The organism is Dickeya poaceiphila (assembly GCF_007858975.2).
GTDB classification, from domain to species: Bacteria; Pseudomonadota; Gammaproteobacteria; order Enterobacterales; family Enterobacteriaceae; genus Dickeya; species Dickeya poaceiphila.
This window is the reverse complement of the sequence record NZ_CP042220.2, coordinates 3,703,302-3,728,577: the sequence shown is the minus strand read 5'-3', so window position 1 is coordinate 3,728,577 and position 25,276 is coordinate 3,703,302. Positions and strand designations below refer to the sequence as shown.

The 25,276-nt window shown below is 51.5% G+C and carries 23 protein-coding genes and 1 tRNA gene; 16 read left to right on the top strand and 8 right to left on the bottom strand.

The annotated features are described in order from the left end of the window. Together Dpoa569_RS16745 and Dpoa569_RS16740 are read left to right on the top strand one after the other, a co-directional pair. Complete coding sequence (locus Dpoa569_RS16745; RefSeq protein WP_042868460.1) at window positions 1-1,491, top strand: UxaA family hydrolase; 1,491 nt, start codon at window positions 1-3, stop codon at window positions 1,489-1,491. A 112-nt stretch (window positions 1,492-1,603) separates the two neighbouring features. Continuing rightward, entirely contained in the window at window positions 1,604-2,152 is a 549-nt protein-coding gene (locus tag Dpoa569_RS16740) for a YgjV family protein (protein WP_042868462.1), read from the top strand. A 55-nt stretch (window positions 2,153-2,207) separates the two neighbouring features. On the opposite strand, the gene Dpoa569_RS16735 is transcribed toward Dpoa569_RS16740, so the two are convergent. Beyond that, window positions 2,208-3,161: a TerC family protein gene (locus tag Dpoa569_RS16735; protein WP_042868465.1), complete on the bottom strand. Its 954-nt coding sequence runs from the start codon at window positions 3,159-3,161 to the stop codon at window positions 2,208-2,210. A 434-nt stretch (window positions 3,162-3,595) separates the two neighbouring features. Between Dpoa569_RS16735 and rlmG the strand changes: the two genes are divergently transcribed. The 6 genes from rlmG to Dpoa569_RS16705 all read left to right on the top strand — a co-directional run bounded on the left by rlmG (window position 3,596) and on the right by Dpoa569_RS16705 (window position 11,695). Beyond that, window positions 3,596-4,747, top strand: a complete 1,152-nt coding sequence (gene rlmG / locus Dpoa569_RS16730) for a 23S rRNA (guanine(1835)-N(2))-methyltransferase RlmG (protein WP_042868468.1) — start codon at window positions 3,596-3,598, stop codon at window positions 4,745-4,747. A 96-nt stretch (window positions 4,748-4,843) separates the two neighbouring features. Next, window positions 4,844-5,140 carry a hypothetical protein gene (locus Dpoa569_RS16725; protein WP_042868469.1) on the top strand — a complete coding sequence of 99 codons (297 nt, stop codon included), beginning with the start codon at window positions 4,844-4,846 and terminating at the stop codon, window positions 5,138-5,140. A gap of 215 nt (window positions 5,141-5,355) precedes the next feature. Beyond that, window positions 5,356-5,829: an ATP-independent periplasmic protein-refolding chaperone Spy gene (spy, locus tag Dpoa569_RS16720; protein WP_042868470.1), complete on the top strand. Its 474-nt coding sequence runs from the start codon at window positions 5,356-5,358 to the stop codon at window positions 5,827-5,829. A 186-nt stretch (window positions 5,830-6,015) separates the two neighbouring features. Further along, window positions 6,016-7,065 (top strand): FAD:protein FMN transferase ApbE, encoded by a 1,050-nt coding sequence (apbE, locus tag Dpoa569_RS16715; protein WP_042868472.1) that lies wholly within the window; start codon window positions 6,016-6,018, stop codon window positions 7,063-7,065. Between the two features lie 800 nt (window positions 7,066-7,865). After that, entirely contained in the window at window positions 7,866-10,646 is a 2,781-nt protein-coding gene (locus Dpoa569_RS16710; RefSeq protein ID WP_146411583.1) for a flavocytochrome c, read from the top strand. Between the two features lie 71 nt (window positions 10,647-10,717). Beyond that, window positions 10,718-11,695, top strand: coding sequence for an FAD:protein FMN transferase (locus Dpoa569_RS16705; RefSeq protein ID WP_042868476.1), 978 nt, complete (start codon window positions 10,718-10,720; stop codon window positions 11,693-11,695). A gap of 94 nt (window positions 11,696-11,789) precedes the next feature. Here the strand turns inward: Dpoa569_RS16705 and Dpoa569_RS16700 are convergent. From Dpoa569_RS16700 to rpsU, 4 genes are all read right to left on the bottom strand, one after another. Next, window positions 11,790-11,865: transfer RNA gene (locus Dpoa569_RS16700), tRNA-Ile, on the bottom strand. Between the two features lie 255 nt (window positions 11,866-12,120). Continuing rightward, window positions 12,121-13,956 (bottom strand): RNA polymerase sigma factor RpoD, encoded by a 1,836-nt coding sequence (rpoD, locus tag Dpoa569_RS16695; RefSeq protein WP_042868479.1) that lies wholly within the window; start codon window positions 13,954-13,956, stop codon window positions 12,121-12,123. A gap of 156 nt (window positions 13,957-14,112) precedes the next feature. Further along, complete coding sequence (gene dnaG, locus Dpoa569_RS16690) at window positions 14,113-15,867, bottom strand: DNA primase (RefSeq protein ID WP_042868481.1); 1,755 nt, start codon at window positions 15,865-15,867, stop codon at window positions 14,113-14,115. Between the two features lie 127 nt (window positions 15,868-15,994). Further along, window positions 15,995-16,210, bottom strand: coding sequence for a 30S ribosomal protein S21 (gene rpsU / locus Dpoa569_RS16685; RefSeq protein ID WP_001144069.1), 216 nt, complete (start codon window positions 16,208-16,210; stop codon window positions 15,995-15,997). A gap of 227 nt (window positions 16,211-16,437) precedes the next feature. On the opposite strand from rpsU, the gene tsaD reads away from it, so the two are divergent. Beyond that, window positions 16,438-17,451, top strand: a complete 1,014-nt coding sequence (tsaD, locus tag Dpoa569_RS16680) for a tRNA (adenosine(37)-N6)-threonylcarbamoyltransferase complex transferase subunit TsaD (RefSeq protein ID WP_042868483.1) — start codon at window positions 16,438-16,440, stop codon at window positions 17,449-17,451. A 50-nt stretch (window positions 17,452-17,501) separates the two neighbouring features. Here tsaD and argR read toward each other — a convergent pair whose 3' ends face one another. Further along, window positions 17,502-17,972 (bottom strand): transcriptional regulator ArgR, encoded by a 471-nt coding sequence (gene argR / locus Dpoa569_RS16675; RefSeq protein WP_042868486.1) that lies wholly within the window; start codon window positions 17,970-17,972, stop codon window positions 17,502-17,504. A 493-nt stretch (window positions 17,973-18,465) separates the two neighbouring features. Here argR and mdh point away from each other — a divergent pair, with 493 nt between their 5' ends. After that, complete coding sequence (gene mdh, locus Dpoa569_RS16670; RefSeq protein WP_042868488.1) at window positions 18,466-19,407, top strand: malate dehydrogenase; 942 nt, start codon at window positions 18,466-18,468, stop codon at window positions 19,405-19,407. A 72-nt stretch (window positions 19,408-19,479) separates the two neighbouring features. Here mdh and Dpoa569_RS16665 read toward each other — a convergent pair whose 3' ends face one another. Next, a complete protein-coding gene (locus Dpoa569_RS16665) occupies window positions 19,480-19,761 on the bottom strand; it encodes a helix-turn-helix domain-containing protein (RefSeq protein ID WP_146411580.1) in 282 nt (93 codons plus the stop codon). A 188-nt stretch (window positions 19,762-19,949) separates the two neighbouring features. Between Dpoa569_RS16665 and Dpoa569_RS16660 the strand changes: the two genes are divergently transcribed. Beyond that, window positions 19,950-20,336 (top strand): DNA-binding protein, encoded by a 387-nt coding sequence (locus tag Dpoa569_RS16660; RefSeq protein WP_042873760.1) that lies wholly within the window; start codon window positions 19,950-19,952, stop codon window positions 20,334-20,336. Between the two features lie 226 nt (window positions 20,337-20,562). Beyond that, on the top strand, window positions 20,563-20,943 hold the full coding sequence (locus Dpoa569_RS16655) for a DNA-binding protein (protein ID WP_042868493.1): 381 nt from the start codon (window positions 20,563-20,565) through the stop codon (window positions 20,941-20,943). Between the two features lies 1 nt (window position 20,944). On the opposite strand, the gene ispB is transcribed toward Dpoa569_RS16655, so the two are convergent. Beyond that, on the bottom strand, window positions 20,945-21,916 hold the full coding sequence (ispB, locus tag Dpoa569_RS16650) for an octaprenyl diphosphate synthase (protein WP_042868494.1): 972 nt from the start codon (window positions 21,914-21,916) through the stop codon (window positions 20,945-20,947). A gap of 258 nt (window positions 21,917-22,174) precedes the next feature. Between ispB and rplU the strand changes: the two genes are divergently transcribed. The 4 genes from rplU (at window position 22,175) to cgtA (ending at window position 25,254) form a co-directional block, all read left to right on the top strand. Then, window positions 22,175-22,486, top strand: a complete 312-nt coding sequence (gene rplU / locus Dpoa569_RS16645) for a 50S ribosomal protein L21 (RefSeq protein WP_016943772.1) — start codon at window positions 22,175-22,177, stop codon at window positions 22,484-22,486. A 19-nt stretch (window positions 22,487-22,505) separates the two neighbouring features. Continuing rightward, a complete protein-coding gene (gene rpmA, locus Dpoa569_RS16640; protein ID WP_012771136.1) occupies window positions 22,506-22,763 on the top strand; it encodes a 50S ribosomal protein L27 in 258 nt (85 codons plus the stop codon). 114 nt (window positions 22,764-22,877) lie between these two features. After that, window positions 22,878-23,822 (top strand): DMT family transporter, encoded by a 945-nt coding sequence (locus tag Dpoa569_RS16635; RefSeq protein ID WP_042868496.1) that lies wholly within the window; start codon window positions 22,878-22,880, stop codon window positions 23,820-23,822. A 256-nt stretch (window positions 23,823-24,078) separates the two neighbouring features. Next, window positions 24,079-25,254 (top strand): Obg family GTPase CgtA, encoded by a 1,176-nt coding sequence (gene cgtA / locus Dpoa569_RS16630; RefSeq protein ID WP_042868498.1) that lies wholly within the window; start codon window positions 24,079-24,081, stop codon window positions 25,252-25,254. Window positions 25,255-25,276: the final 22 nt, after the last annotated feature.

Here is a 25,276-nt window from a genome sequence, read left to right as displayed (position 1 = left end):
ATGCAGAGCATCATTAAAATTCACTCACTGGACAATGTCGCCGTTGCCTTGCGCGATCTGGCACAGGGCGAAACGGTGTCGGTGGGTGATGTCTCCCTGACGCTGCCGCAGGCGGTGGCGCGCGGGCACAAATTCGCCCTCAAGGCGATAGCGTCAGGCGAGATGATCGTGAAATACGGTCTGCCGATTGGTCATGCACTGGCGGCGATTGCCGCGGGTGAGCACATCCACTCTCAGAACGCGAAAACCAACCTGAGCGATCTGGATGAATACCAGTATCAGCCGGAGTTCATCAGTCTGCCGGAACAGATGGTGGATCGTGAGGTGCAGATCTACCGCCGTAAAAACGGCGACGTTGGTATCCGCAATGAACTGTGGATACTGCCGACCGTCGGTTGCGTTAACGGCATCGCCCGCCAGATCCAGCAGCGTTTCCTCAAGGAAACCAATAATGCGGAAGGTATCGATGGCGTTTACCTGTTCACCCATCCGTTCGGTTGTTCCCAGTTAGGGCAGGATCACGAAAACACCCGTACCATGCTGCAAAACATGGTGCGCCACCCGAACGCTGGGGCGGTATTGGTGATTGGTCTTGGGTGTGAGAACAATCAGGTGTCCGCGTTTCGTGACACGCTGGGCGAGTACGACGCCGATCGCGTTAACTTCATGATCTGCCAGCAGCAGGAAGATGAAGTGGAAGCCGGTCTGGAACGCTTGCACCAGTTGTATCAGGTAATGCGTGACGATCGCCGTGAGCCGGGTAAACTGAGCGAACTGAAATTTGGTCTGGAGTGCGGCGGCTCGGATGGCCTGTCCGGTATTACCGCCAACCCGCTGCTGGGACGTTTCTCGGATTATCTCATCGCCAACGGCGGCACGACGGTGCTGACCGAAGTGCCGGAGATGTTCGGTGCCGAACGTATTCTGATGAGCCGGTGCCGCGATGAGAGTACATTCGAGAAAACCGTGCATATGGTCAATGATTTTAAACAGTATTTCATTGAACATAATCAGCCGATTTACGAGAACCCGTCGCCGGGCAACAAAGCGGGTGGTATCACTACGCTTGAGGAGAAATCCCTCGGTTGTACTCAGAAAGCCGGGCAAAGTCAGGTGGTGGATGTGCTCAAGTATGGCGAGCGCCTGCATACGCCGGGGTTGAACCTGCTGAGCGCACCGGGTAACGATGCGGTGGCCACCAGCGCGCTGGCGGGGGCTGGTTGTCACATGGTGCTGTTTAGTACCGGTCGTGGTACGCCTTACGGCGGCTTTGTGCCGACGGTGAAACTGGCGACCAATACCGAACTGGCGCAGAAGAAACCGCACTGGATCGATTTTGACGCGGGTCGCTTGATTCACGGCATGTCGATGGATGAGTTGCTGTCGCAGTTTGTCGATCTGATTGTCGATATCGCCAACGGTAAACCGGCGAAAAATGAGATCAACGACTTCCGCGAACTGGCGATATTTAAAAGCGGTGTAACGTTATAGAACCGATCGTGATAAGCCTGGCGTTGTAAATCTAAACGATTTCACATAAAATAAAACGGTGTTTCATTATTTGAACGCCGTTTTTTCATCATGGCGCTTTAAGGCAGGAATCATGACTTCTTACGTGTTTGCCCAGGCTGTTGGTGTACTGGCTTTTTTTGTCGGTATCACCATGTTTTTCAACCGCAGTGAAAAAAAATTCAAAATCCAACTCTCCGCTTACAGTGCGGTTATCGCTTGCCACTTCTTCCTGATGGGGGCACATGCGGCGGGCGTGAGCGCCTTGCTCAATTCAGGCCGCACCCTGATCACCCTGAAAACCAGCAATATCGTGGTGATGTTTGTGTTTATTGCCCTGACGCTGGGGCTAGGCCTGCCGGGTGTGAAACACCCGATGGAACTGCTGCCGATCATCGGCACAGTGTGCAGTACCTGGGCGCTGTTCCGCGCGCATGGGTTGACGACGCGCTGCATCATCTGGTGTTCGACGGCGTTGTGGGTGATGCACAACATCTGGCTGGGGTCGATTGGCGGATCGCTGATTGAGGCCAGTTTTCTGGTGATAAACGGGTTCAATATCATCCGCTTCTGGCGTATGCAGCGTAACGGCATCGACCCGTTCAGAGTAAATGAGCCGCAATCCACCACCAAAAGCGCCTGAAGGAATTGCCCCGCGGTTAAGCGGGGCGCACGCCGGTATTCAGTATGGGGTAGGGTTAGCGCGTAGCGCATCGGTTAACCCAGAGGTTGATCAGAATGGTGACCAGCAAGATCACAGCCACCACGCTGAGCGACATGGCGACAGGGATGTGGAACAGATCGATCAGCATCATCTTGATGCCAATAAAGATCAGGATCACCGCCAGCCCGTATTTCAGCATGGAGAACTTCTGCGCCACGCCTGCCAGCAGGAAGTACATGGCGCGCAATCCCAAAATAGCGAACAGGTTTGACGTCAGCACAATGAACGGGTCGGTGGTGACGGCAAAAATCGCGGGGATGCTGTCTACCGCGAAAATCACATCGCTGATTTCCACCATCACCAGCACCAGAAATAGCGGTGTGGCGTACAGCAAGCCGTTCTGCCGGATGAAAAAACGATCGCCTTGCAGGGTATCGGTCATCCGCAGGTGACCGCGCAGCCAGCGCACGACCGGTTTCTCGCCGATAGCGGCATCGTCTTCTTTCGCCAGCGCCATTTTAAGCCCGGTTATCAGCAGGAACGCACCAAACAGGTACAGTAGCCACTGGAACTGAGAAACCAGCCAGCTGCCCGCGAACACCATGATGGTACGCAGAACGATGGCCCCCAGCACGCCATAAACCAGTACCCGACGCTGATACTGTGCGGGAATGGCGAAATAACTAAACAGCATCAGCCAGACAAACACGTTATCGACGGCCAGCGCTTTTTCTATCAGGTAACCGGTAAAGAACGCCAGCGCCTGAGTATCTGCTACCTCGCGGCCCACGGTACTGCTGAGATACCACCAGAAACCGGCGTTGAATAGTATTGAGAGTGTGACCCAAATCAGCGACCAGGCGGCGGCCTGTTTAAAGGTCATGACCATCGCGCCTTTCTTGCCCTGATAAAACAGGTCAATAGCCAGCATGATTACCACGATGATTGCGAAGCTGCTCCACAGCAGCGGGGTTCCTATCGTTACCATAACCGTATCCCTTAGCGCCTTTCCGATGAGGAAGTGTGTCGTGGCCCTGTTGTCAGAAAACAAAACGGCCTGTGTCAGAAGGCACAGGCCGTTTGCTATTCACGGTGCTGCAAATGGACCTCGCCTTCTGGCAAGGTCTCACTTACAACTTAATGCGGATAAAGTCATTAAGGTTGCCTGGTAACCGAGTGCGCCTGCACTGTAATGACGATTAGCCAGCGAGAAGTTACTCCCCTTTGCAATTCCAAAGATAGGATAGTTCCTGTACAGGGTCAAACTCTTCCTCTTGCCTTCTATGTCGATGTGCTTTGACGTGGCGTAGCCGATGGATAGGGGTGTCAGTGGATGAATAGTGGGCATCAGCAGGAAAACCATTTACTGCGACGCTGTTTTAAGGGATAAACAGCGCCAGATTTTGTATTGCAGGAGAGGCCATGAGCCAACTTGAGCTGGAAACACATAACCTGACGTTGGTCCGCTATCCGCAGTCTGAACGCGAGTCATCGTTGCAGGCATGGGAAGCGGCGGATGAGTATCTGCTGCGGGAACTGGCGACGATGCCGATTGGTCCCGGTCCTCGTCTGATTTTCAATGATGCGTTCGGCACGTTGGCCTGTGGCTTACAGGCGCAAGCGCCTTATTGCATCAGTGACTCATACCTCAGCCAACTGGCGACCCGGCATAACCTGTCGCTCAATGGTTATGCGCCGGAGTCGGTCACGCTGCAAGATAGCCTGGCTCCCTTGCCAGACGCACCAGCGCTGGTGGTGTTGAAAGTGCCGAAAACACTGGCGCTGCTGGAGCACCAGTTGCGTCAACTGCGCGAGGTGGTGACGCCGCAAACCGTGATTATCGCGGGTGCGAAAGCGCGTGATATTCACACATCCACGTTGCAACTGTTCGAGCAGATTCTGGGTCCGACTCGTACTTCGCTGGCCTGGAAAAAAGCCAGATTGATTCACTGCCAGCCACAAGCGCGCGTTATTGATGACAAACCGGCGATGACGGTCTGGCTGTTGGATGACGCTGCCAGCCCTATCCACAATGCCCGTATCCACAATTACGCCAATGTGTTTGCCCGCGGCGGGTTGGATATTGGCGCCCGTTTTTTCATGCAGCATCTGCCGCAACAACTGGACGGTAAGATTGTTGATCTGGGGTGCGGCAACGGTGTTATCGGCCTGACCGCGCTGGCGCTGAATCCGCAAGCGTATGTCAGCTTTTTCGACGAGTCCTATATGGCGGTGGCCTCCAGCCAGCACAATGTGGAAGTCAACCGGCCACAGGATATGGCGCGCAGCCGCTTTGTGGTGAACCATGCGCTGACGGGAGTCGGGCAAGGCAGCCTGCAGGCGGTGTTGTGTAATCCGCCATTCCATCAGCAGCAGGCGATAACCGATGACATTGCCTGGCAGATGTTTTTGGATGCACGCCGCTGCCTGGCGGTAGGCGGCGAATTGCGGATAGTCGGCAACCGCCATCTGGACTATTTCCACAAGCTGAAGCGGTTGTTCGGCAATTGTGAAAATGTTGCCAGTAATGCGAAATTCGTTGTGTTGCGTGCGGTAAAAACCCAGAGTCGCTAGATGCGGTGATCCCGCCCGGCATTTGTTGTCGCGCGGGACTGTCATTATAATCCGCAGGTTATGTCAGAGAGAGAAGGTACGTCAGAAGGAACCTCTATGTGTATCGAAGAGTTGGAAGCACGGCTGGAAAGCGCATTGCAGGCGCTGGAGGCCAGTGTCAGCCGACAGCAACAGATCTGGCAGCGCGACTATCAGCACCTTCACTTGCAATTGGTACAGGCTCGTCAGCGCGAAGCGGATTTGTGTGCAAGAATCAATGAACTGGTTACCCGGTTAAACATGATGGATGAGTCCCCTGAACGTAACCCGTTGTTGCAGAAAATCAACCTGATCCGCTCCCATCTGGATGCGCTGGCCAAAGACGCTGCCGCGTTTCATCGTTCGCTGCTCTGAGAAATCCTGCGGCGGTTATCCGATGGCGGCGTCAGCTCGCCGCCACTTACAGCGTTCTGGCGTTTTCTCCACAATTGGTGGAATTGTGAATGCCTTCCTTGCAAAGTTTTACCCAGGCACCCGATTAACTGAAATTCCACGACCTATACTGCATCGCAAAGGTTGACGCATTCCGATGCGTTAATAATTAAAACCGTAACGTGAAGGAAGGTCCTATGTCTAAATTAACTGTGATTATGGTTGCCTCTGCGTTGGCGCTGGGGAGTGCCGGATTTGCCTATGCTCAGGATCCTACCCCGCCGGATCAGGATGCACGCATGATGAGACACCATGACGGCGAGCGTGGCGAACACGGGATGGAACAGAATATGTTTAGAGGGTTGAATCTGACCGACGAGCAGCGCCAGAAAATACGCGACATCATGGAGAATGCCAAAAAAGACCGAGAACGGCCTTCGGCTGATGATCGCGCCGAATGGCACCACCTGATTGCCGCTGACAGCTTTGATAAAGCGAAAGCTGAAGCGGTAGCCAATAAAATGGCTGAAGCCAGCAAAGCCCGTATGCTCAAACACCTGGAAATTCAGAATAAAATGTATAACGTGCTGACGCCGGAACAGAAAAAACAGTTCAACGATAAATTCGACAGACATCTGAAAGAGCCGATGCCGCCAAAAGCGCCGCAATAACGGTATGCCAGATATGACTGGAGCGCGCCGGCTGGCGCGCTCTGTCTTTGAGGGCCGCAACCGCAACATTCCGGCTCTGTTTAGTCGATCTCTTGCGTTCAGACAGGTTTTTTCCCATCTGTGCTTTTCAATCACCCGTACTTGCTCTATCAATATCGCGTCATTGTGATTCAAGGAGTACGGCTCATGGCGTCTTTCGCCCTAAAATCCATCCTTTTGCTTGGTGTACTCAGCGCGCTGAGTGCCTGCAAACCGCAATCGCCCGTGAATGATTCGCGCCCCTTCACCACGTTTGAGGGCAAAACCATGGGTACGTTTTATAGCGTGAAGATAAGTGGAGAGTTGCCGGAAAGCAGCCAGCAGTTGCAGCAGGAGATCGATGCGTTGCTGGAGCAGGCTAATAACGAAATCTCTACCTACCGCAGCGATTCCGTGTTGTCCCGCTTTAATCGTGACACCGGTACTGAGCCACAGCCTATCAGTAATGGCATGGCGGATATCATTCTGGCTGCGCAACGTATTGGCCGGGCGACGGGCGGAGCGATGGATATCACAGTGGGACCGTTGGTTAACCTGTGGGGATTCGGGCCGCAGAAGCAGCCGGTCACCATCCCCAGTCAGCAGCAGATTGATGAAGCACGGCGTAAGGTCGGGCTAAATCACCTTCGTCTTATCAGCAATCATCAGGGGGAATGGTTGCAGAAAGACCTGCCCGGCCTGTATGTGGATCTCTCCACGCTGGGCGAAGGTTACGGTGCCGACCTGCTGGCACAGTTGATGACCCGTAAAGGCATTACCAACTATCTGGTATCGGTAGGTGGGGCGATTTCCAGCCGTGGCGTTAATGGGCAGGGACAACCCTGGCGAGTCGCTATTCAGAAACCTACCGACAAGGAGAATGCCATTCAGGCGGCGGTGGATCTGCATGGCTACGGCATCAGTACCTCCGGCAGCTATCGCAACTATTTTGAGCAGGATGGCAAACGCTATTCGCATGTTATCGACCCGGCTACCGGTAGGCCGATTACGCATCAGCTGGTTTCCGCCACCGTGATTGCCAGAACCGCACTGGAGGCGGATGGCTGGGACACCGGGCTGATGGTGCTGGGTAAGGACAAGGCGTTGAAACTGGCAGAACAGCAAGGACTGGCGGTGTATCTGATTACGAAAACCGATAAGGGATTTGAAGCGGTGATGACGCCACAGTTTAAAGCATTTCTGTTGCCCACGCCGTAATCAGACGAGGAGCCTGATGCGGCAACGTCAGGCTCCAGTAATTTACTCATCAGGTTTCATGTATCAGCTTTATGTTCAGAAACCATGTTTAGAAATCATTGTCTTCTTTGCATGTGAAATGAGTCGCCATGAATCATTTTCATTCTGAATAATCAGTCCTCATCGGTTGATGTTATTTCACCGTATCTTTCCCCTATGCATATGGTCACTGGGGTGACCGTTTTATGCCGGCAATGTTCTCAGCGTAAATGTTCTCAGCGTAAGTTGTGAATAATGATGCCAGTGAAATAGATATCCTAAATACCTCAGGTTGCAGGGTTCCCTCGGCAAGACAGCAAACTGTGTGCAACGCTACTACCGATCTTGATTCGTTTAAAATCAATATGATTGAGTTTGGCGTGCAATCGCAGGGTCTGCTATTTGGTTTGACAAACATTCGCTTTGACAAATATTCGCTTTGATAAACAGTGCCAACCAATGGCGTATTCCAGTGTGTAGCCTGTTTTTCCGGCAATCCGAATTATTGAATGAGTAGGTATGAATTACTCAGGTATCAGGTAAATAAAGTGTTGTCTTATTTTTAACGAATATGAATGAGTTGTTTTTTCATGAATCACTCTTTCAACAACACGATGACATAATAATAAATCATTAGTTAATTAACTAATTTGATTATTTAGAAACTAAAAAGCCACTCATATTAACGTTATGACATCGGCCCGCTAAGCAAAATAAAAAACAATAAACCGATAACAAATTTGAAGCATATAAAACATTGGTAATTTATGGAGTCTCTTATTATGAGCGTTAATAACCAGGTACTCAGTCCGTTTACTTTGCCCAATGGCGTCGAGCTTAAAAATCGTCTGCTGATGGCACCCATGACCACCTGTACCGGCTTTTATGACGGCACCGTCACCAAAGAGCTGGTGGAGTACTATCAGGTGCGTGCCGGCAGTATCGGCGCAGTGATTGTGGAGTGTTGTTTTATCGATGATAAAGGGTTGGCGTTTCCGGGCGCCATTGGCATCGACAATGACGATAAGGTTATCGGGTTGGCGAAAATCGCTTCGGCCATCAAGGAGAAGGGGTCGAAAGCCATTCTGCAGATCTACCATGGTGGACGTATGGTGGAGCCGAAACTGATTGGTGGCCAGTCGCCCGTTGGGCCGAGCGCAGTTGCCGCACCGCGTGAAGGTGCGGCGGTGCCGGTAGCGCTGACGGGCGAAGAGGTGGACGCCATGATCGCCAAATTTGGCGAAGCGGTGCGCCGCGCCATTGAAGCCGGCTTCGACGGCGTGGAAATTCACGGCGCTAATACCTATCTGATTCAGCAGTTTTACTCCCCGAACTCTAACCTGCGTACCGACGAATGGGGCGGCAGCCGCGACAACCGCGCCAGATTCCCGCTTGCCGTGCTGGAGATCACCCACAAGATGGCGCGCCAGTATGCGGATGCGACCTTCATCATCGGTTATCGCTTCTCGCCGGAGGAAATCGAAGAGCCGGGGATTCGGTTTGACGATACGCTGTATCTGCTGGAGAAACTGGCGGCGCGTGGGTTGGATTATCTGCACTTCTCAATGGGCCATACCCTGCGATCTTCCATCGTTGATACCCTCGATCCTACCCCGTTGATTAGCAAATATGTTGCCATGCGTTCAGACCTTCTGGCGAAGGTGCCGGTTATCGGCGTCGGCGGCGTGGTAAATAAAGCCGATGCGGATGCCGCGCTGGAGCACGGTTACGACCTGGTTGCGGTAGGGAGAGCCTGCATTGCTTATCCGGACTGGACTGATCGCCTCATCAGCCAGCAGAAGCTTGAACTGTTTATCGACAGCACTCAACGTGAGGCCCTGACCATCCCGGAACCGCTGTGGCGTTTCTCACTGGTGGAAGCGATGATCCGCGACATGAGCCAGTCGGCGAAAAAATTCAAGGCCGGTGTATTTCAGGAAAACGTTCAGGATGATGCTGCTGGTGAGTTGGTGATTAACGTCAGTCTGGAAACGGATCGCATCGCCGACGTTACGCTGGAGCGTAATTCGCAACTGAATGCCGATTTCATCAGTAGCTTTGAGGTTATCCGTTCCCGCATTCTTGATGCCAACAGCCCGCATGTGGATGCCGTCACTGGCGCTACCACCCAAAGTGAGGCAGTGAAGAAAGCGGTATCCAAAGCGCTGGCCAAATCCTGCAAGGCGGCGATTATGGCGGAAGGCGGTGATCCGTCCCAAATGCAGCGTTATGACGTGGTCGTCATCGGTAGTGGTGGCGCGGGCCTGGCGGCGGCGATTCAGGCGTGCGATGACGGAGCCAGCGTGCTGATTGTCGAGAAGATGTCCAGCATCGGTGGCAATACCATCAAGGCTTCTGTGGGAATGAATGCGGCAGGCACCCGTTTCCAGAAAATGAAAGGCATTGTTGACGACAAGCAACGGTTTTACGAGGAAACCCTGAAAGGCGGTAAGCAAAAAAATAACCCCGATTTGCTGAAACGATTCGTGGAAGGCGCGCCGATGGCGATTGAATGGTTGGCGGAGCGTGGCATCGAACTAAACGACATTACCATTACCGGCGGGATGAGCGTGGATCGCACCCATCGACCGGCAGACGGTTCGGCGGTCGGTGGTTTCCTGATCAGCGGACTGGTAAAAAACATCAACAAGCGCAATATCGATGTGATGCTGGAGACGTCGGTTGTCGATATCGTTCACGAAGGCGGCGCAATTACCGGTGTTCGCGTGCTTAACGAGGATAATGAGCAGCTAACTATTGCCACCAAAGGGGTGGTGGTTGCCACCGGCGGGTTCAGCGCCAACCGTGAGATGGTGGTGAAATACCGCCCGGATCTGGACGGCTTTGTCACCACCAACCATAAAGGAGCCACGGGTAGCGGTATTGCGATTCTGGAGAAAATGGGAGCTGATACCGTTGATCTGGAAGAAATTCAAATTCATCCAACGGTGGAGCAAAACACGTCTTATCTTATCTCCGAATCTATTCGCGGCGGCGGCGCGATTCTGGTGAACCAGCAGGGTCAGCGCTTCTTTAATGAGATGGAAACCCGCGACAAGGTGTCGGCATCAATTATCGGCCTGCCAGAGAAGTACGCTTATATCCTGTTTGATGAGCAGGTGAGGGTGAAGAACAAGGCGGCGGACGAGTATTTGTCCCGTGGGTTTGTGGTGAGCGCCGCTTCTCCGCGTGAACTGGCAGACAAGCTGGCTATCGACCCGCACGCCCTGCTGGCGACGCTGGAGCGCTACAACCGGTTTGTTGAAAAACAGCATGACGATGACTTTGGTCGTAAAACCGCATTGCGTCACCCCATCAATCAGGGGCCGTTTTATGCAATCCGCATCGCGCCCGGCGTGCATCACACCATGGGGGGTGTGGTGATCAACGCCGATACCGCGGTGCTGGACAGCAAAAAACGGGTCATTCGGGGCGCTTTCGCTGCGGGTGAGGTAGTGGGTGGCATTCATGGCAGCAATCGCATCGGCGGTAACGCCGTCGCCGATATCATTGTTTTTGGTATTCAGGCGGGTCGTAACGCGGCATCCTACGTACAGATGTAATTAACGCCAGCCTGCGTCAGAACTCGCTGCTGACGCAGGCGTAATTCGCTTTTCTATCGGGGTTATCCGCCATGCAGCCAGATGATCGGGTTTATACCTATTCCACCGTACTCATGGGGTCGCCTATACAGCTCAAATTGTTTGAGCCGAATGAACATCTGGCATCGCAGGTGTTTGGTCGCATTAAACAACTGGAGGATATGCTGACCGTTAACCGGGTCAGCTCCGCGGTCATGGATATCAATCAGGCGGCAGGGAAACACCCGGTCGTCGTCAGCCAGTTGCTGTTCAATCTGATTAAGCGTGCCAGAGAGGTCAGCCTGCTGGAGGACAGTTGCTTTAATTTCACCATTGGACCGGTGGTCAAATGCTGGAAAATCGGCTTTCATGGCCACAGCGTACCACCCGCCGATGAACTGCGGACGTTACTGGCGCTGACTGACCCTCGCCACGTCGTGCTCAATGCGCAGGAATGCTCGGTATGGCTGGAGAAAACAGGGATGGAAATTGATCTGGGCGCGATTGCGAAAGGGTATATCGCCGATGTCATCAGACAATTCCTGTACCAGCACCATGTCTATCATGCGTTGATCAATCTGGGCGGCAACGTACTGGCGATGGGCAAACCGCAACACGCCAGCCAGACGGCCTGGTCAGTCGGCTTGCAAAAACCGTTTTGCGACAATGGCGAGCTTATCGGTATGATGCTGGTAACCAACAAATCAGTGGTGACGTCCGGCATTTACGAGCGTTATTTCGAGTGCGATGGTCGCCTGTATCACCATATCCTCGATCCGAAAACCGGCTACCCGCTGGATAACGAATTACTCAGCGTGACCATCATTTCCGACGCCTCCATCGACGGAGACATCTACACCACCTTGATTTACGGTCTGGGAGTAGAAAAAGGGCTGGCGTACCTGTCCCAGTTACCGCACATTGAAGCCGTTTTTGTGACTAAAGACCGGCAAGTGGTTCTCTCTTCGCAGCGGCAGTACGATTTTATGCTGTTGGATAACAGCTACGAGGTGGTGCAGGGAACAGGATGATCATTGAGCGACACTTTATCGCCACTTATCCACCTAATACAAAAAAGCCACCTGCTAAGAGGTGGCTTAATTATATGATTTTAAAGCTAAAATTTGGTGGCCCCTGTTGGGTTTGAACCAACGACCAAGCGATTATGAGTCGCCTGCTCTAACCACTGAGCTAAGGGGCCAGGCGGACGCTAATTATAGGTAATCCGGCTAGTCGGGTCTATAGCCCGGCAACCATATGGTTGTTTTGTATTCACTCTACAGCAGATTGTTATTATTAAGGATTCATTCTGGTTCTACTGAGAACAGACGAGAGGCTAACGAACAAGGTTACAGCGTTGCTTTTTCATCGCTGATGGGCGAGTCGGGATGATCGTCACCAAAATAAAAACCCCCGGTTGGAACCGGGGGTTTGGTGGAAGCGATAACAAATCTTATTAATCGTCCAGGAAGCTACGCAAGACTTCGGAGCGGCTTGGGTGACGCAATTTGCGTAGCGCTTTCGCTTCTATCTGACGAATACGCTCACGGGTCACATCGAACTGTTTGCCAACTTCTTCCAGCGTGTGGTCGGTATTCATATCGATACCGAAACGCATACGCAGCACCTTGGCTTCACGTGCGGTCAGGCCAGCCAGTACGTCGTGGGTGGCGGAACGCAGGCTTTCCGAGGTAGCGGAATCCAGCGGCAGCTCCAGCGTGGTATCTTCGATGAAGTCTCCCAGATGGGAATCTTCATCGTCACCGATAGGCGTTTCCATCGAGATCGGCTCTTTGGCGATCTTCAATACTTTGCGGATCTTGTCTTCCGGCATCAGCATACGTTCAGCCAGCTCTTCCGGCGTCGGCTCACGGCCCATTTCCTGCAACATCTGGCGGGAAATACGATTGAGTTTGTTGATGGTCTCAATCATGTGCACTGGAATACGGATGGTGCGCGCCTGATCCGCGATGGAGCGGGTAATCGCCTGACGAATCCACCAGGTAGCGTAGGTGGAAAACTTATAGCCGCGGCGGTATTCGAACTTGTCCACTGCTTTCATCAAACCGATGTTGCCTTCCTGAATCAGATCCAGGAATTGCAAACCACGGTTGGTGTATTTCTTGGCAATCGAAATAACCAGACGCAGGTTCGCTTCCACCATCTCTTTCTTGGCGCGGCGGGCCTTGGCTTCGCCGATCGACATACGGCGGTTGATGTCTTTCACCTGCTCAATAGTCAGACCGGTTTCTTCTTCGATCTGTTGCAGTTTCTGCAAGCTGCGATGCACATCGTCTTCAACTTCGCGTAGTTTCTCACACCAGGGTTTGCCCATGGAAAGAGCGGCTTCGAACCACTTGCTGTTGGTTTCGTTGCCGGTAAACAGCGTGACAAAATTTTTCTTCGGCATCTTGCACAGTTCTACGCACAGCTTCATGATCTGGCGTTCCTGCGCGCGCACACGGTCCATCATGGAACGCATGTTGTTCACCAGCAGGTCAAACTGTTTTGGCACCAGACGGAACTGCTTGAACACTTCAGACAGTTTGTTGATTTCGTCAATAGCAGACGGATGGCTGCGACCATGCGCTTTGATGCTTAGGCGGGTCGCTTCGTACTGTTCGCGCAGTTCGGTGAATTTCTGACGTGCCAACTCCGGGTCGATGCTGTTGTCATCATCGGCGTCGTCTTCGTCTTCTTCGTTCTCGTCGTCGTCGTCATCCATTTCTTCATCGGCCAGCTCGGCGTTTTCAGGCGCTGCGTTTGGCGTCAGATCTTCTTCGGCGTTCGGATCGACAAAACCCGTGATCAGATCGGACAGGCGGTTTTCTCCCGCTTCAACACGATCATACTGATCCAGCAGATAGGTGATGGCTTCCGGATATTCGGCAACGGAACATTGAACCTGATTGATGCCATCCTCGATTCGCTTGGCGATATCGATTTCCCCTTCACGGGTCAGCAGTTCGACGGTACCCATTTCACGCATGTACATGCGCACCGGATCGGTCGTACGACCAATCTCAGATTCGACGCTGGACAATACCTGTGCTGCTGCTTCAGCAGCATCTTCATCAGCGGTATTCTCAGCCAGCATGAGATCATCGGCATCCGGTGCTTCTTCCATCACCTGGATGCCCATGTCGTTAATCATCTGGATGATGTCTTCGATCTGATCAGAGTCGATGATATCTTCCGGCAGATGGTCATTGACCTCGGCATAGGTCAGGTAGCCTTGCTCCTTACCACGGGTGACAAGCAGCTTGAGCTGTGACTGCGGGTTTTGCTCCATAAGACGGTATCCACACTTCAGAATATTGGGTTGGTGTCGGTCAGCGTAAATCGCTAACAATAACATTAGGGGAATTTTTCTTATTTGCCGCAGCCCCTGTAGCGGCACGCTGTAGGGCTCGACCCTACTGTTTATCGGCAATTAAGCCGCAGGAAATCAGTTTTTTCGTGTTAGCGCCAGTTGTAGCGACCACAACTCTTTGCGCTCATTCATGCTCAGTCCATGCGTTCTTTCACGGGCAATAAGCGTATCCATCCGTTGCTGTAACAACTGGTCGTAGAGTTCAGCCAGACTGACCCGAAATTTTTCTTCGAGCACGTCCTCTTCAATCATATGGTCCCAGGCTGCGAGGGTTTCAAGCTGCTTGCGATATTTACTTTCTCGATATTTCTCCAGCAGCAGCCCCATGTTCATCCCTGGGCTTTCGTTACAGGTCTTCACCAGATCTAAAAACAGCTCCAGCCCTGCAACTTTGTTTTCTTCCACGCCATCCAATGCCTGTTCCGGCACCTCGGCGGACAACCTCGGATTTTGTACTAAAAGTCCTATTAGTATACGCATAGTTGTGACTTTTAGCCGTGGAGGCTGATAGTGCGATGTTTGTTCTGCTGTTTTCGGCAACAAGCGATCCAACTGGCTGTCGTCCAGCAGCCCCAGTTTACGACCAAGCTGTTGACGTAAGTATAAGCGCAACGTTTCACCCGGCACCTGACCAATAAGGGGCAAAGCCAGCGTACTGAGCTTAGTGCGTCCGTCTGGAGTACTCATGTCTACCTGCTGTAACAGCGAATCGAACAAAAATGCCGATAGCGGCATCGCCTGCTCAATACGTTGTTCAAAAGCAGCCTTACCCTCCTGACGAACCAGCGTATCCGGGTCTTCGCCATCGGGCAGGAACATAAAGCGCAGCTGCCGACCATCATCCAGATAGGGTAGCGCGGTTTCCAGCGCTCGCCAGGCGGCATCGCGCCCGGCTCGGTCGCCATCGTAACAGCACACGACTTGATCAGTGGCGCGAAACAGCAACTGAATATGGTCTGCCGTCGTTGATGTTCCTAACGACGCGACCGCGTAATCAATGCCAAACTGAGCCAACGCCACCACATCCATGTAACCTTCGACCACCAGCAGTCGCTTCAATTCCGGATTTTTCTGCTGTGCTTCATACAAGCCATACAGTTGCCGGCCTTTATGAAAAATCTCGGTTTCTGGCGAGTTCAGGTACTTTGGGGTGCCGTCACCCATCACCCGACCACCGAAAGCAATAACCCGTCCGCGTTTGTCGCGGATGGGGAACATCACCCGATCACGAAAACGATCATAAGTACGACCATTCTCATTGGTCACCAACATGCCGGCATCGGTCAATGTGGCTCTGTTTTCGCTGTTGCGGCCAAAACGTTTTAACGCATTATCCCACCCTGGCAACGTGCATCCGATGGCGAAGTGCTGGATTATCTCATCGCTCAGACCACGTCTGGACAGATACTCTCTCGCCGGAGTGCCTGCAGGCTGGTTTAATGTATGTTGGTAAAACGCGCTTAATTGTTCCATCAGCTCGTATAAATTTTGCCGCTGATGACGTTCAAGTTGGGTCGGGCCGGTGCCCGCCTCGTAAGGAACGTCCAGGCCATGCATTGCAGCCAGTTCTTCAATGCTTTCAACGAATTCCAGACGATCATAATTCATTAGGAAATCAATGGCGTTGCCATGGGCACCGCAACCAAAACAATGATAGAACTGCTTGTCACCGTTTACGGTGAACGAAGGGGTTTTCTCGTGGTGGAACGGGCAACACGCGTGATAATTCTTGCCCTGCTTTTTCAATTTGACGCGCACATCGATCAGGTCAACGATGTCGGTGCGGGCTAGCAGGTCATTAATAAATACGCGGGGAATACGTCCAGCCATAAGCCCCTTATCTATATACGTTTATAAACGACAACAAGCCGCGCATTCCTTTCGGAAATACACGGCCTTCGTATGCAACTGCTAAGTCTGCGGATTAATCACGCGGTGGAGGATAACCCTCCAAAAATTAATACAGACGAGTGCGGCGTGCGTTTTCTCGAGCCAGCTTCTTAGCGTGACGTTTCACAGCAGAAGCTTTAGCGCGTTTACGTTCGGTAGTCGGTTTTTCATAGAATTCACGACGACGAACTTCAGCCAAAACACCCGCTTTTTCGCAGGAACGCTTGAAACGACGCAGAGCAACGTCGAACGGCTCGTTTTCACGTACTTTAATTACCGGCATGTGCCTCTCACCTCAGTAAATTCGGTTTGTTGCTGGCCTTGTGCCAGCCTTTTCAAAATGGTGCGGAATTCTACTGCAACTGGCGCGCGTTTGTAAAGTCCATCAGCGATCATAAAACGCGCGATGCGGGTTAGCTCGTCTGTGGCCGGGCTTATGGTAGACTATGCGCCGCCTGAATCAAGCGGCCTGCCAGGTCGCTGTTAATGTAACCGAGAGTGAAAACAGTAATGCGCGTATTGGGTATTGAAACATCCTGCGATGAAACCGGCGTTGCGATTTATGACACGCAGGCTGGGCTGCTGGCGAACCAGCTTTACAGCCAGGTAAAACTTCATGCCGATTATGGCGGCGTGGTGCCTGAATTGGCTTCCCGCGACCATGTCCGCAAGACCGTACCATTGATTCAGGCAGCGCTAAAAGAGGCCGGGCTACAGCCTGGTGATATCGATGGCGTCGCTTATACAGCAGGCCCTGGTCTGGTGGGGGCGCTGCTGGTTGGTGCAACGGTGGGGCGCTCACTGGCGTTTGCCTGGAATGTGCCAGCCATACCGGTTCACCACATGGAAGGTCATCTGCTGGCACCGATGCTGGAAGATGATCCTCCCGCGTTTCCGTTTGTCGCGCTGCTGGTCTCCGGTGGTCATACCCAGTTGATCAGTGTTACCGGTATTGGCGAATACCGTTTGCTGGGTGAATCCATTGATGATGCGGCTGGTGAGGCGTTCGATAAAACCGCCAAGCTACTGGGGCTGGATTATCCTGGTGGACCGTTGCTGTCGAAAATGGCGCAAAATGGGAATGTGGGCCGCTTTGTCTTTCCCCGACCAATGACTGACCGGCCTGGTCTGGATTTTAGTTTCTCTGGCTTGAAGACCTTTGCTGCTAATACCATCCGTGAGAATGGCAACGATCCGCAGACACAAGCAGATATCGCACGTGCGTTCGAAGATGCTGTCGTTGATACTCTGGCTATTAAGTGTCGGCGTGCGCTTGATGAAACTGGGTTCAGTCGACTGGTGATGGCGGGGGGCGTGAGCGCCAACCGGACATTGCGCCAGCGGCTGGCGGACATCATGGTCAAACGGGGGGGCGATGTGTTCTATGCTCGCCCTGAATTTTGTACTGATAACGGCGCGATGATTGCGTATGCGGGGGCAGTACGGTTTGCTCATGGGGTAACGGGTGAGCTTGGTATTACCGTGCGACCGCGCTGGCCGCTGGCTGAGTTGCCCGCATTATGATGTTTTGGCTATTTCCTTCGCCCCGAACATATGACGGGGCGGAATGGACATTATAGTTCTTGTTCAAACAATACCAGTATGGCTTCATACAACTGCTTGACGCTAAAACCTCTGGCTGGAGTGGTGAAAATGGTATCATCTCCGGCGATAGTGCCGAGAATCCCTTCAGATTTGCCCAGCGAATCCAACAGACGTGCGATTAGCTGCGCCGCACCTGGACTGGTATGAATGACGACCACCGCATCGTTGTAATCTACATCCAGTACCAGATTTTTCAGTGGGCTGGTGGTGGTGGGAACACCTAACTCTGCTGGCAGGCAGTAAACCATTTCCATCTTTGCGTTACGGGTACGTACCGCACCAAACTTGGTCAGCATTCGAGATACCTTGGACTGGTTGATGTTATCGAAACCGTCGTCCTGTAACGCTTGTACAATCTCGCTCTGAGAGCTGAATTTCTCTTCTTTTAACAGCGCTTTGAACGCTTTAACCAGATCTTCTTGTTTAGTGGGATTACGCATTCTGCACCGTGTCCGGGAAATTATAGAAAACAATAAGAACATTATGCATTTAAATGAATTTTTATGCAATATGAATGCGTATAAAACCGAATTATTGGACTGAAGAAACAGGTTATAAGTTTGGTGGAGCGATACTTTTCCAGGGTGTCAGAAAATGTGCTCCACATCACATAAAAGTAAAATAAATGTTATCAAAATGATGTTGTTTGGGGGCTGCTTGCAGGTGTAATGTAACATACCCGTTAATCAGTCGTGGGCTTATGTCGGGGCACGCCACAATGGCCTGTTACTTTAATTACCTTTCAGATATCAGGCAGATTGTTAGTTTATTATTAATCACATAGTGCGTTATCGCTGAGCACCAACTGATTGCAGCGGACCTATGTAGTGCCCATCTGAAAGCAGGTCTGGTTCCTGGCTTCTCTCGCGAGCATAAACGTTTTTAACTAAACGCATCCACGGTAATTTTACTTAACATAATAAGGAGTTTAGGATGAAAGTTACAGTTCTCGGAGCCGCAGGTGGCATTGGTCAAGCCCTTGCTCTTCTCCTCAAAACCCAGCTTCCTTCCGGTTCAGAGCTTTCTCTTTATGATATCGCTCCCGTTACGCCAGGGGTGGCTGTTGACCTGAGCCATATTCCTACCGACGTAAAAATCAAAGGGTTCAGTGGTGAAGATGCGACTCCGGCTCTGGAAGGTGCAGATATTGTGTTGATGTCTGCCGGGGTTGCGCGTAAGCCGGGCATGGACCGTTCCGATTTGTTTAACGTTAACGCAGGAATTGTGCGTAACCTGGTTTCTCAGATTGCCCGTACCTGCCCTAAAGCTTGTATCGGCGTCATCACCAACCCGGTCAATACCACGGTTGCGATTGCTGCCGAAGTGCTGAAACAGGCTGGTGTCTATGATAAAAACAAATTGTTTGGCGTGACAACGCTGGACATTATCCGCTCGAATACTTTCGTAGCTGAACTGAAAGGCAAACAGCCGCAGGCTATTGAAGTACCGGTTATCGGCGGTCATTCCGGCGTTACCATTCTGCCGTTGTTGTCCCAGATTCCAGGCGTGAGTTTCACTGAACAAGAAGTGGCTGACCTGACCAAACGTATTCAGAATGCGGGTACTGAGGTTGTGGAAGCAAAAGCTGGCGGTGGGTCAGCAACATTGTCTATGGGGCAGGCTGCTGCGCGCTTTGGTCTGTCTTTGGTCCGTGCTCTGCAAGGTGAAAGCGGTGTAGTTGAGTGCGCTTACGTCGAAGGTGACGGCAAATATGCTCGTTTCTTTGCACAACCGCTGTTGCTGGGCAAAAACGGCGTAGCCGAGCGTAAAGATATCGGGACGTTGAGCGCGTTCGAACAACAGGCTCTGACCAGTATGCTGGATACTCTGAAGCAGGATATCGTGTTGGGCGAAGAGTTCGTTAACAAGCAATAATTACCTTCGTGTATAGCCCGTATTGCTGATGGGGCCGGAGTATATTCTCCGGCCTTTCTTTTGCCAGAAGTATTATTCGGGTTGTGGATCCGATTGTGGACGGATCAGTTTTTTGCGGTCGAGTAGTTCCTGTGTTTCAGGATCATAATAGCGACTGGGCCATATTTCTGATGGATGAATACCCAGCGCATCGGCTATTAACCATTCGCCTTTCGGCCATGGACGGGATAAGGCATTGGCTAGCGTGGAAGAGCTCAACCCGGCGCCACGTGATACGGCAGCCAGCGTTGTCCCCTTCTTTCTCAGTGCCGCAATAATATCGGCGGGATGCCAGTCATTTTTCCTTGAATTCATAATCCTTCCCTTATTGCTATTAAGACGACAGCGTATTAATGGTATAACTAACAGCTAATGGTGAATGGTTTAGCTAACCAAAAGCCATTATTTGGAAATAATATAGCACCAATTTCCTTAATATTTCCAAATTAATTTCCAAATGGATCTGAATGAGCAACGAGTATCACTATCGGGATGAAAAGGACATGAAAAAAGAGTGGTTTGCGACCAGCGAATTGGTTGGTATCGGCGGACTCCCTAAATCACGGCAAGGATTGAATAAGCGGGCCCGAGAAGATGGTTGGGAAAAGCGTCGCCGTAAAGGTGTACAAGGAAGGGGGGTGGAATATTCTATCCATAGCTTGCCTCAGTCTGTTCAGCAAACGCTGCTGATGCAGGAAACGTCAGGTGAATATTCTGCAAAGCCGTCAGACATGTTGTCTGTCTGGATTCAGATTTATCATCAGTTGTCCGTCCCGGAACGGGAAAAATTGATTGCGTATATCATGCGCGAAGGCGTGTCTTCTACGTTGAAGCAACTGGGCCTTGCCAATATGGTGAGCGCTACTTTGATAAAAGATTTTTCTGATTAAGCGTCCGACTGAGCCATTCCCGTTTGTACTATTGTGGAATGGCTTTCTCTTATTCTTTCGCCTGATTTCTTCCTGCGGAATTTTTCTGATCATAATTAATTCGGCCTTTAACGCTATGGCGTTAGTCGTTTGACTAAAATTAGTCTATTATATGGAAACGTAATCGATATTTTTGTCATCTGATTATGTATTCGTATCAGGAAAGAGATGAAAGGGAGAATTAATAATGGAAAAAACATGGTTTACAACCAATGAGCTGTTAGGTGTGGCTGGATTACCGAGATCTCGTCAAGGACTGAATAAAAAGGCGAAGGAGCATGGTTGGGAAAGACGGCGTCGCAAAGGTGTACAGGGCAAAGGCGTCGAATACGCTATCTGGAGCCTGCCGGAAGAGGTGAAAACTACGCTGATGCGGGAAGCGCCGCCTGACAATATAACGGGAACATCGTCAAGCGTGCAGGAGTGTACCTGGATGCAGATTTACCACCAGCTTTCTGTGGAAGAGCGTACCCGCTTGATCGGGCATATCCTGCGTGAAGGAGCGGTGGGGATATTGGCCCGCCTGGAAAACGGGCCACAGGAATACAGAAGCAAAAAAGAAGAGTGATTTAGAAGTCGCGCTGCACCGCGAGATGAGCCAGACCTTCAAGCGCGGTGCGAAAATCACTGGCAGGCAGGCATTGAATAGCGGTGATGGCTTTATCGGCTTCTTCTTCTGCTCTCTGTCGGGTATAGGCAAGGGAGCCGCAGGACTGCATGGCCGCTAGCACCGGTTCCAGCAAATGGCGGCCATTACCCTGTTCAATCGCCTGACGGATCATGATGCGCTGTTCTTCATTGCCGTGGTGCATAGCATGGAGTAACGGTAGCGTAGGCTTACCTTCATTCAGGTCATCGCCGGTATTTTTTCCCAGCGTGTGGCCGTCAGCGCTGTAGTCGAGTAAATCATCAATCAGTTGGAAAGCGGTGCCCAGGTACCGGCCATATTCTTGCAGTGCTAATTCCTGATCGTTACTGGCACCTGAAAGAATGGCTGAAGCCTGCGCTGCCGCTTCGAATAACCGGGCTGTTTTGCTGTAAATCACCCGCATGTAGCTCTCTTCCGTAATGTCTGGATCGTTACAGTTCATCAGTTGGAGCACTTCGCCTTCAGCAATAACGTTAACAGCGTCAGACATCAACGACATGACACGCAGTGAAGACAGACTGGTCATCATCTGGAAGGCGCGAGTATAAATAAAGTCGCCGACCAGTACGCTTGCGGCATTGCCGAACGCGGCATTCGCCGTGGCTTTTCCACGGCGCATGTCACTTTCATCGACCACATCATCGTGAAGGAGTGTGGCGGTATGGATAAATTCAATCAGCGCCGCGACAGTAATGTGTTTATCACCCTGATAGCTCAGTGCTCTGGCTGCCAACACCGCGATCATCGGACGGATGCGTTTACCACCGCCGCTGATGATGTAATTTCCTAACTGATTAATCAGGACAACGTCAGAGTTTAGCTGATCCAGTATGGTCTGGTTGACGGCGGCCATATCTTGTGCGCTTAACGCTGTGATTTGCTCTAAGTTCATTGTTTCTGCCAACTGATTGCTTCTGTTTTGCCGTGAAAATAATGAGGATATCGGCATTGAAAAGGGAACGTTAAGTTCGATTGTACTTGAAAAACGGCACAGATAAACGGCAGTTCAGAGGTTGTATCCTTTTTCTTCACATTGATTGATTCTGCGCTTGTCATCAGTAGGTTTTTTGCGTAGAATTCGCGCCCTATTGTGAATATTTATAGCGCGCTTCACATCATTCAAGGAAGCACGCGGAAAGCGGAGTTTTATATGTACGCAGTTTTCCAAAGTGGTGGTAAACAACACCGAGTAAGCGAAGGCCAGACCGTTCGCTTGGAAAAGCTGGACATCGCAACCGGTGAAGCTGTTGAGTTTGACCAGGTGCTGATGGTTGCCAATGGTGAAGATGTCAAAATCGGTGTTCCTTTCGTCGATGGCGGCAAAATCAAGGCTGAAGTTGTTGCTCATGGTCGTGGCGAGAAAGTTAAAATCGTTAAGTTTCGTCGCCGTAAACACTACCGTAAGCAGGCTGGCCATCGTCAGTGGTTCACTGACGTGAAAATTACCGGCATCAGCGCTTAAGTTTTAGGAGAGCGGATTAATGGCACACAAAAAAGCTGGCGGTTCTACTCGTAACGGCCGCGACTCAGAAAGCAAACGTCTTGGCGTAAAACGCTTCGGCGGTGAATCAGTTCTGGCTGGCAGCATCATCGTTCGTCAGCGTGGCACCAAGTTCCACGCCGGCAGCAACGTAGGCTGTGGTAAAGACCACACCCTGTTTGCTCTGTCTGACGGTAAAGTCAAATTCGAAGTTAAAGGCCCGAACAACCGTAAATATATCAGCATTGTTGCTGAGTAATTTTTCGGTATCAGGTTTAATTGCAAAGCCCCGCACTTGTTGCGGGGCTTTTTACATTTATATTGCACGATAAGCTCGCGTACGATAAAGAAACCAATAAAAACAGGTGACGTGATGAAACAGAATGCTGGTATCGGGTTTGGTCTGGCACTTACCACGGCTATATGTTGGGGGGCGCTGCCAATTGCGATGAAACAGGTTCTGGTGACGATGGAGCCTTATACCATTGTCTGGTATCGTTTTTTGATTGCGTCTGTCGGGTTGGGCATTTTCTTGTACAGTAAAGATGCGTTGCCAAAGCCACAGATGTTCGATCATCAGCGCTGGTGGATTCTGCTGCTGATAGCAACCGGTGGATTGCTGGGGAATTTCGTGCTGTTCAGCTCTTCGTTGCAATACCTCAGCCCGACCGCGTCACAGGTGATCGGACAGTTGTCGACGGTAGGATTGATGGTCGCCAGCGTCGTTATCCTAAAAGAGAAGATGCGTATCAATCAGGTTATCGGTGCCGGAATATTGGTCTGTGGATTGTTGATGTTTTTCAACAACAGCTTGGTGGAGTTGTTTACCCGTCTGACGGATTATACCTTCGGGATCTTGCTGGGTGTGGCAGCATCTACCGTATGGGTTGCTTATGGCGTAGCACAAAAGGTATTGCTACGTCGCCTGACGTCACAGCAACTGCTTTTTTTGCTCTACGCGCTCTGTGTGTTGTTTATTACGCCGTTGGCGAAACCAGGAGCGTTGTTTCAGTTGACCGGCTGGCAATTGGCTTGTTTGTTGTTTTGCGGCGCGAATACGCTGGTTGGTTACGGTGCATTGGCTGAGGCCATGGCTCGCTGGCAGGCTGCTCAGGTGAGTACCATTATCACCTTGACGCCATTGTTTACATTGCTTTTTTCTGATCTGCTGTCATTAGTCTGGCCATCAGTATTTGCTGCGCCTGCACTTAATCTGTTGGGATACGTTGGGGCCTTTGTGGTCGTGGCTGGTGCGATGTTCTCAGCAATTGGACACCGTTTTATCGCATCAAAACGTGCCAGACATCCGATGTTGTAGCGATGGCGGTCATCGTGTTGTGGGGGTGAATGGCGAAGTAGATAAGGGCTGATTATTTTTAATACAGGTGAAATCCTTTCGCCAAGCAGGTACAATCAGCGCCCTTTTATCGGAACGGTTCTGATGCGTCGGTTTTTCAGTGGCAGGTGGCATACTGCGGTTATCTGTCATCAACCCTATTCGTTGAGCCAAAGAGAACCAATAAATTATTCAAACGCGTCGGTCATTCTCTTATTGGTTTTTGCGGAGACAGTTCATGAAGTTTGTAGATGAAGCCACGATTCTGGTGGTTGCGGGTGACGGTGGCAATGGCTGTGTCAGCTTCCGCCGTGAAAAATATATTCCCAATGGTGGGCCTGATGGCGGCGACGGCGGCGACGGCGGCGATGTCTATCTGCTGGCGGATGAAAACCTCAATACCCTGATTGATTATCGCTTTGAGAAAAGTTTCCGTGCGGAACGCGGCCAGAATGGCCAAAGCCGTGACTGCACGGGTAAACGCGGCAAAGATATTACGATTAAAGTGCCGGTTGGTACTCGCGTGTTGGATAAAAGCACGGGCGAAGTGTTGGGTGATATGACTCGTAATCAGCAGAAACTGCTGGTTGCCAAAGGCGGATGGCATGGGTTGGGGAATACCCGCTTCAAATCCTCTGTCAACCGTGCGCCACGGCAGAAAACCAACGGTACGCCGGGCGAAGAGCGTGAGTTGCTGCTAGAGTTGTTGCTGCTGGCGGACGTCGGCATGTTAGGGCTGCCGAACGCCGGGAAATCGACCTTTATCCGTGCGGTGTCTGCGGCTAAACCGAAAGTGGCAGATTATCCGTTTACTACGCTGGTGCCGAGTCTGGGCGTTGTGCGTATGGATAGCGAGAAAAGCTTTGTCGTGGCGGATATACCTGGGCTTATCGAAGGCGCTTCCGAAGGAGCGGGGCTTGGGATCCGTTTTCTGAAACATCTGGAACGTTGCCGCGTACTACTGCACTTGATCGATCTGGCTCCGGTTGATGAATCCGATCCTATCGAAAATGCTAAAGTGATCGTCAATGAATTGCAGCAATACAGCGCTTCTCTGGCGGAAAAACCGCGCTGGCTGGTATTCAACAAGGTAGATCTGCTGGAGAAAGGCGAGGCTGAAAAACGCGCGAAAGCAATCGCGTCGGCGCTGGGTTGGGAAGGTAAATACTACCTGATTTCCGCGGCCAACCGGGAAGGGGTAAATGCCCTCTGTTGGGATGTAATGAATTTCCTTGAGACTCAGCCGAAAGCGTTAGCCGAAGTAGAGAACAAGGCGCCTGAAAAAGTTGACTTCATGTGGGATGACTACCACCGCGAACAGCTGGAAGCCGCCAAGGCTGAAGCCGAAGAAGAGTGGGACGACGACTGGGATGAAGATGACGACGAAGGTGTTGAAATCGTTTATCAGCGTTAATCTGGTACTGCCATCCGGCCAA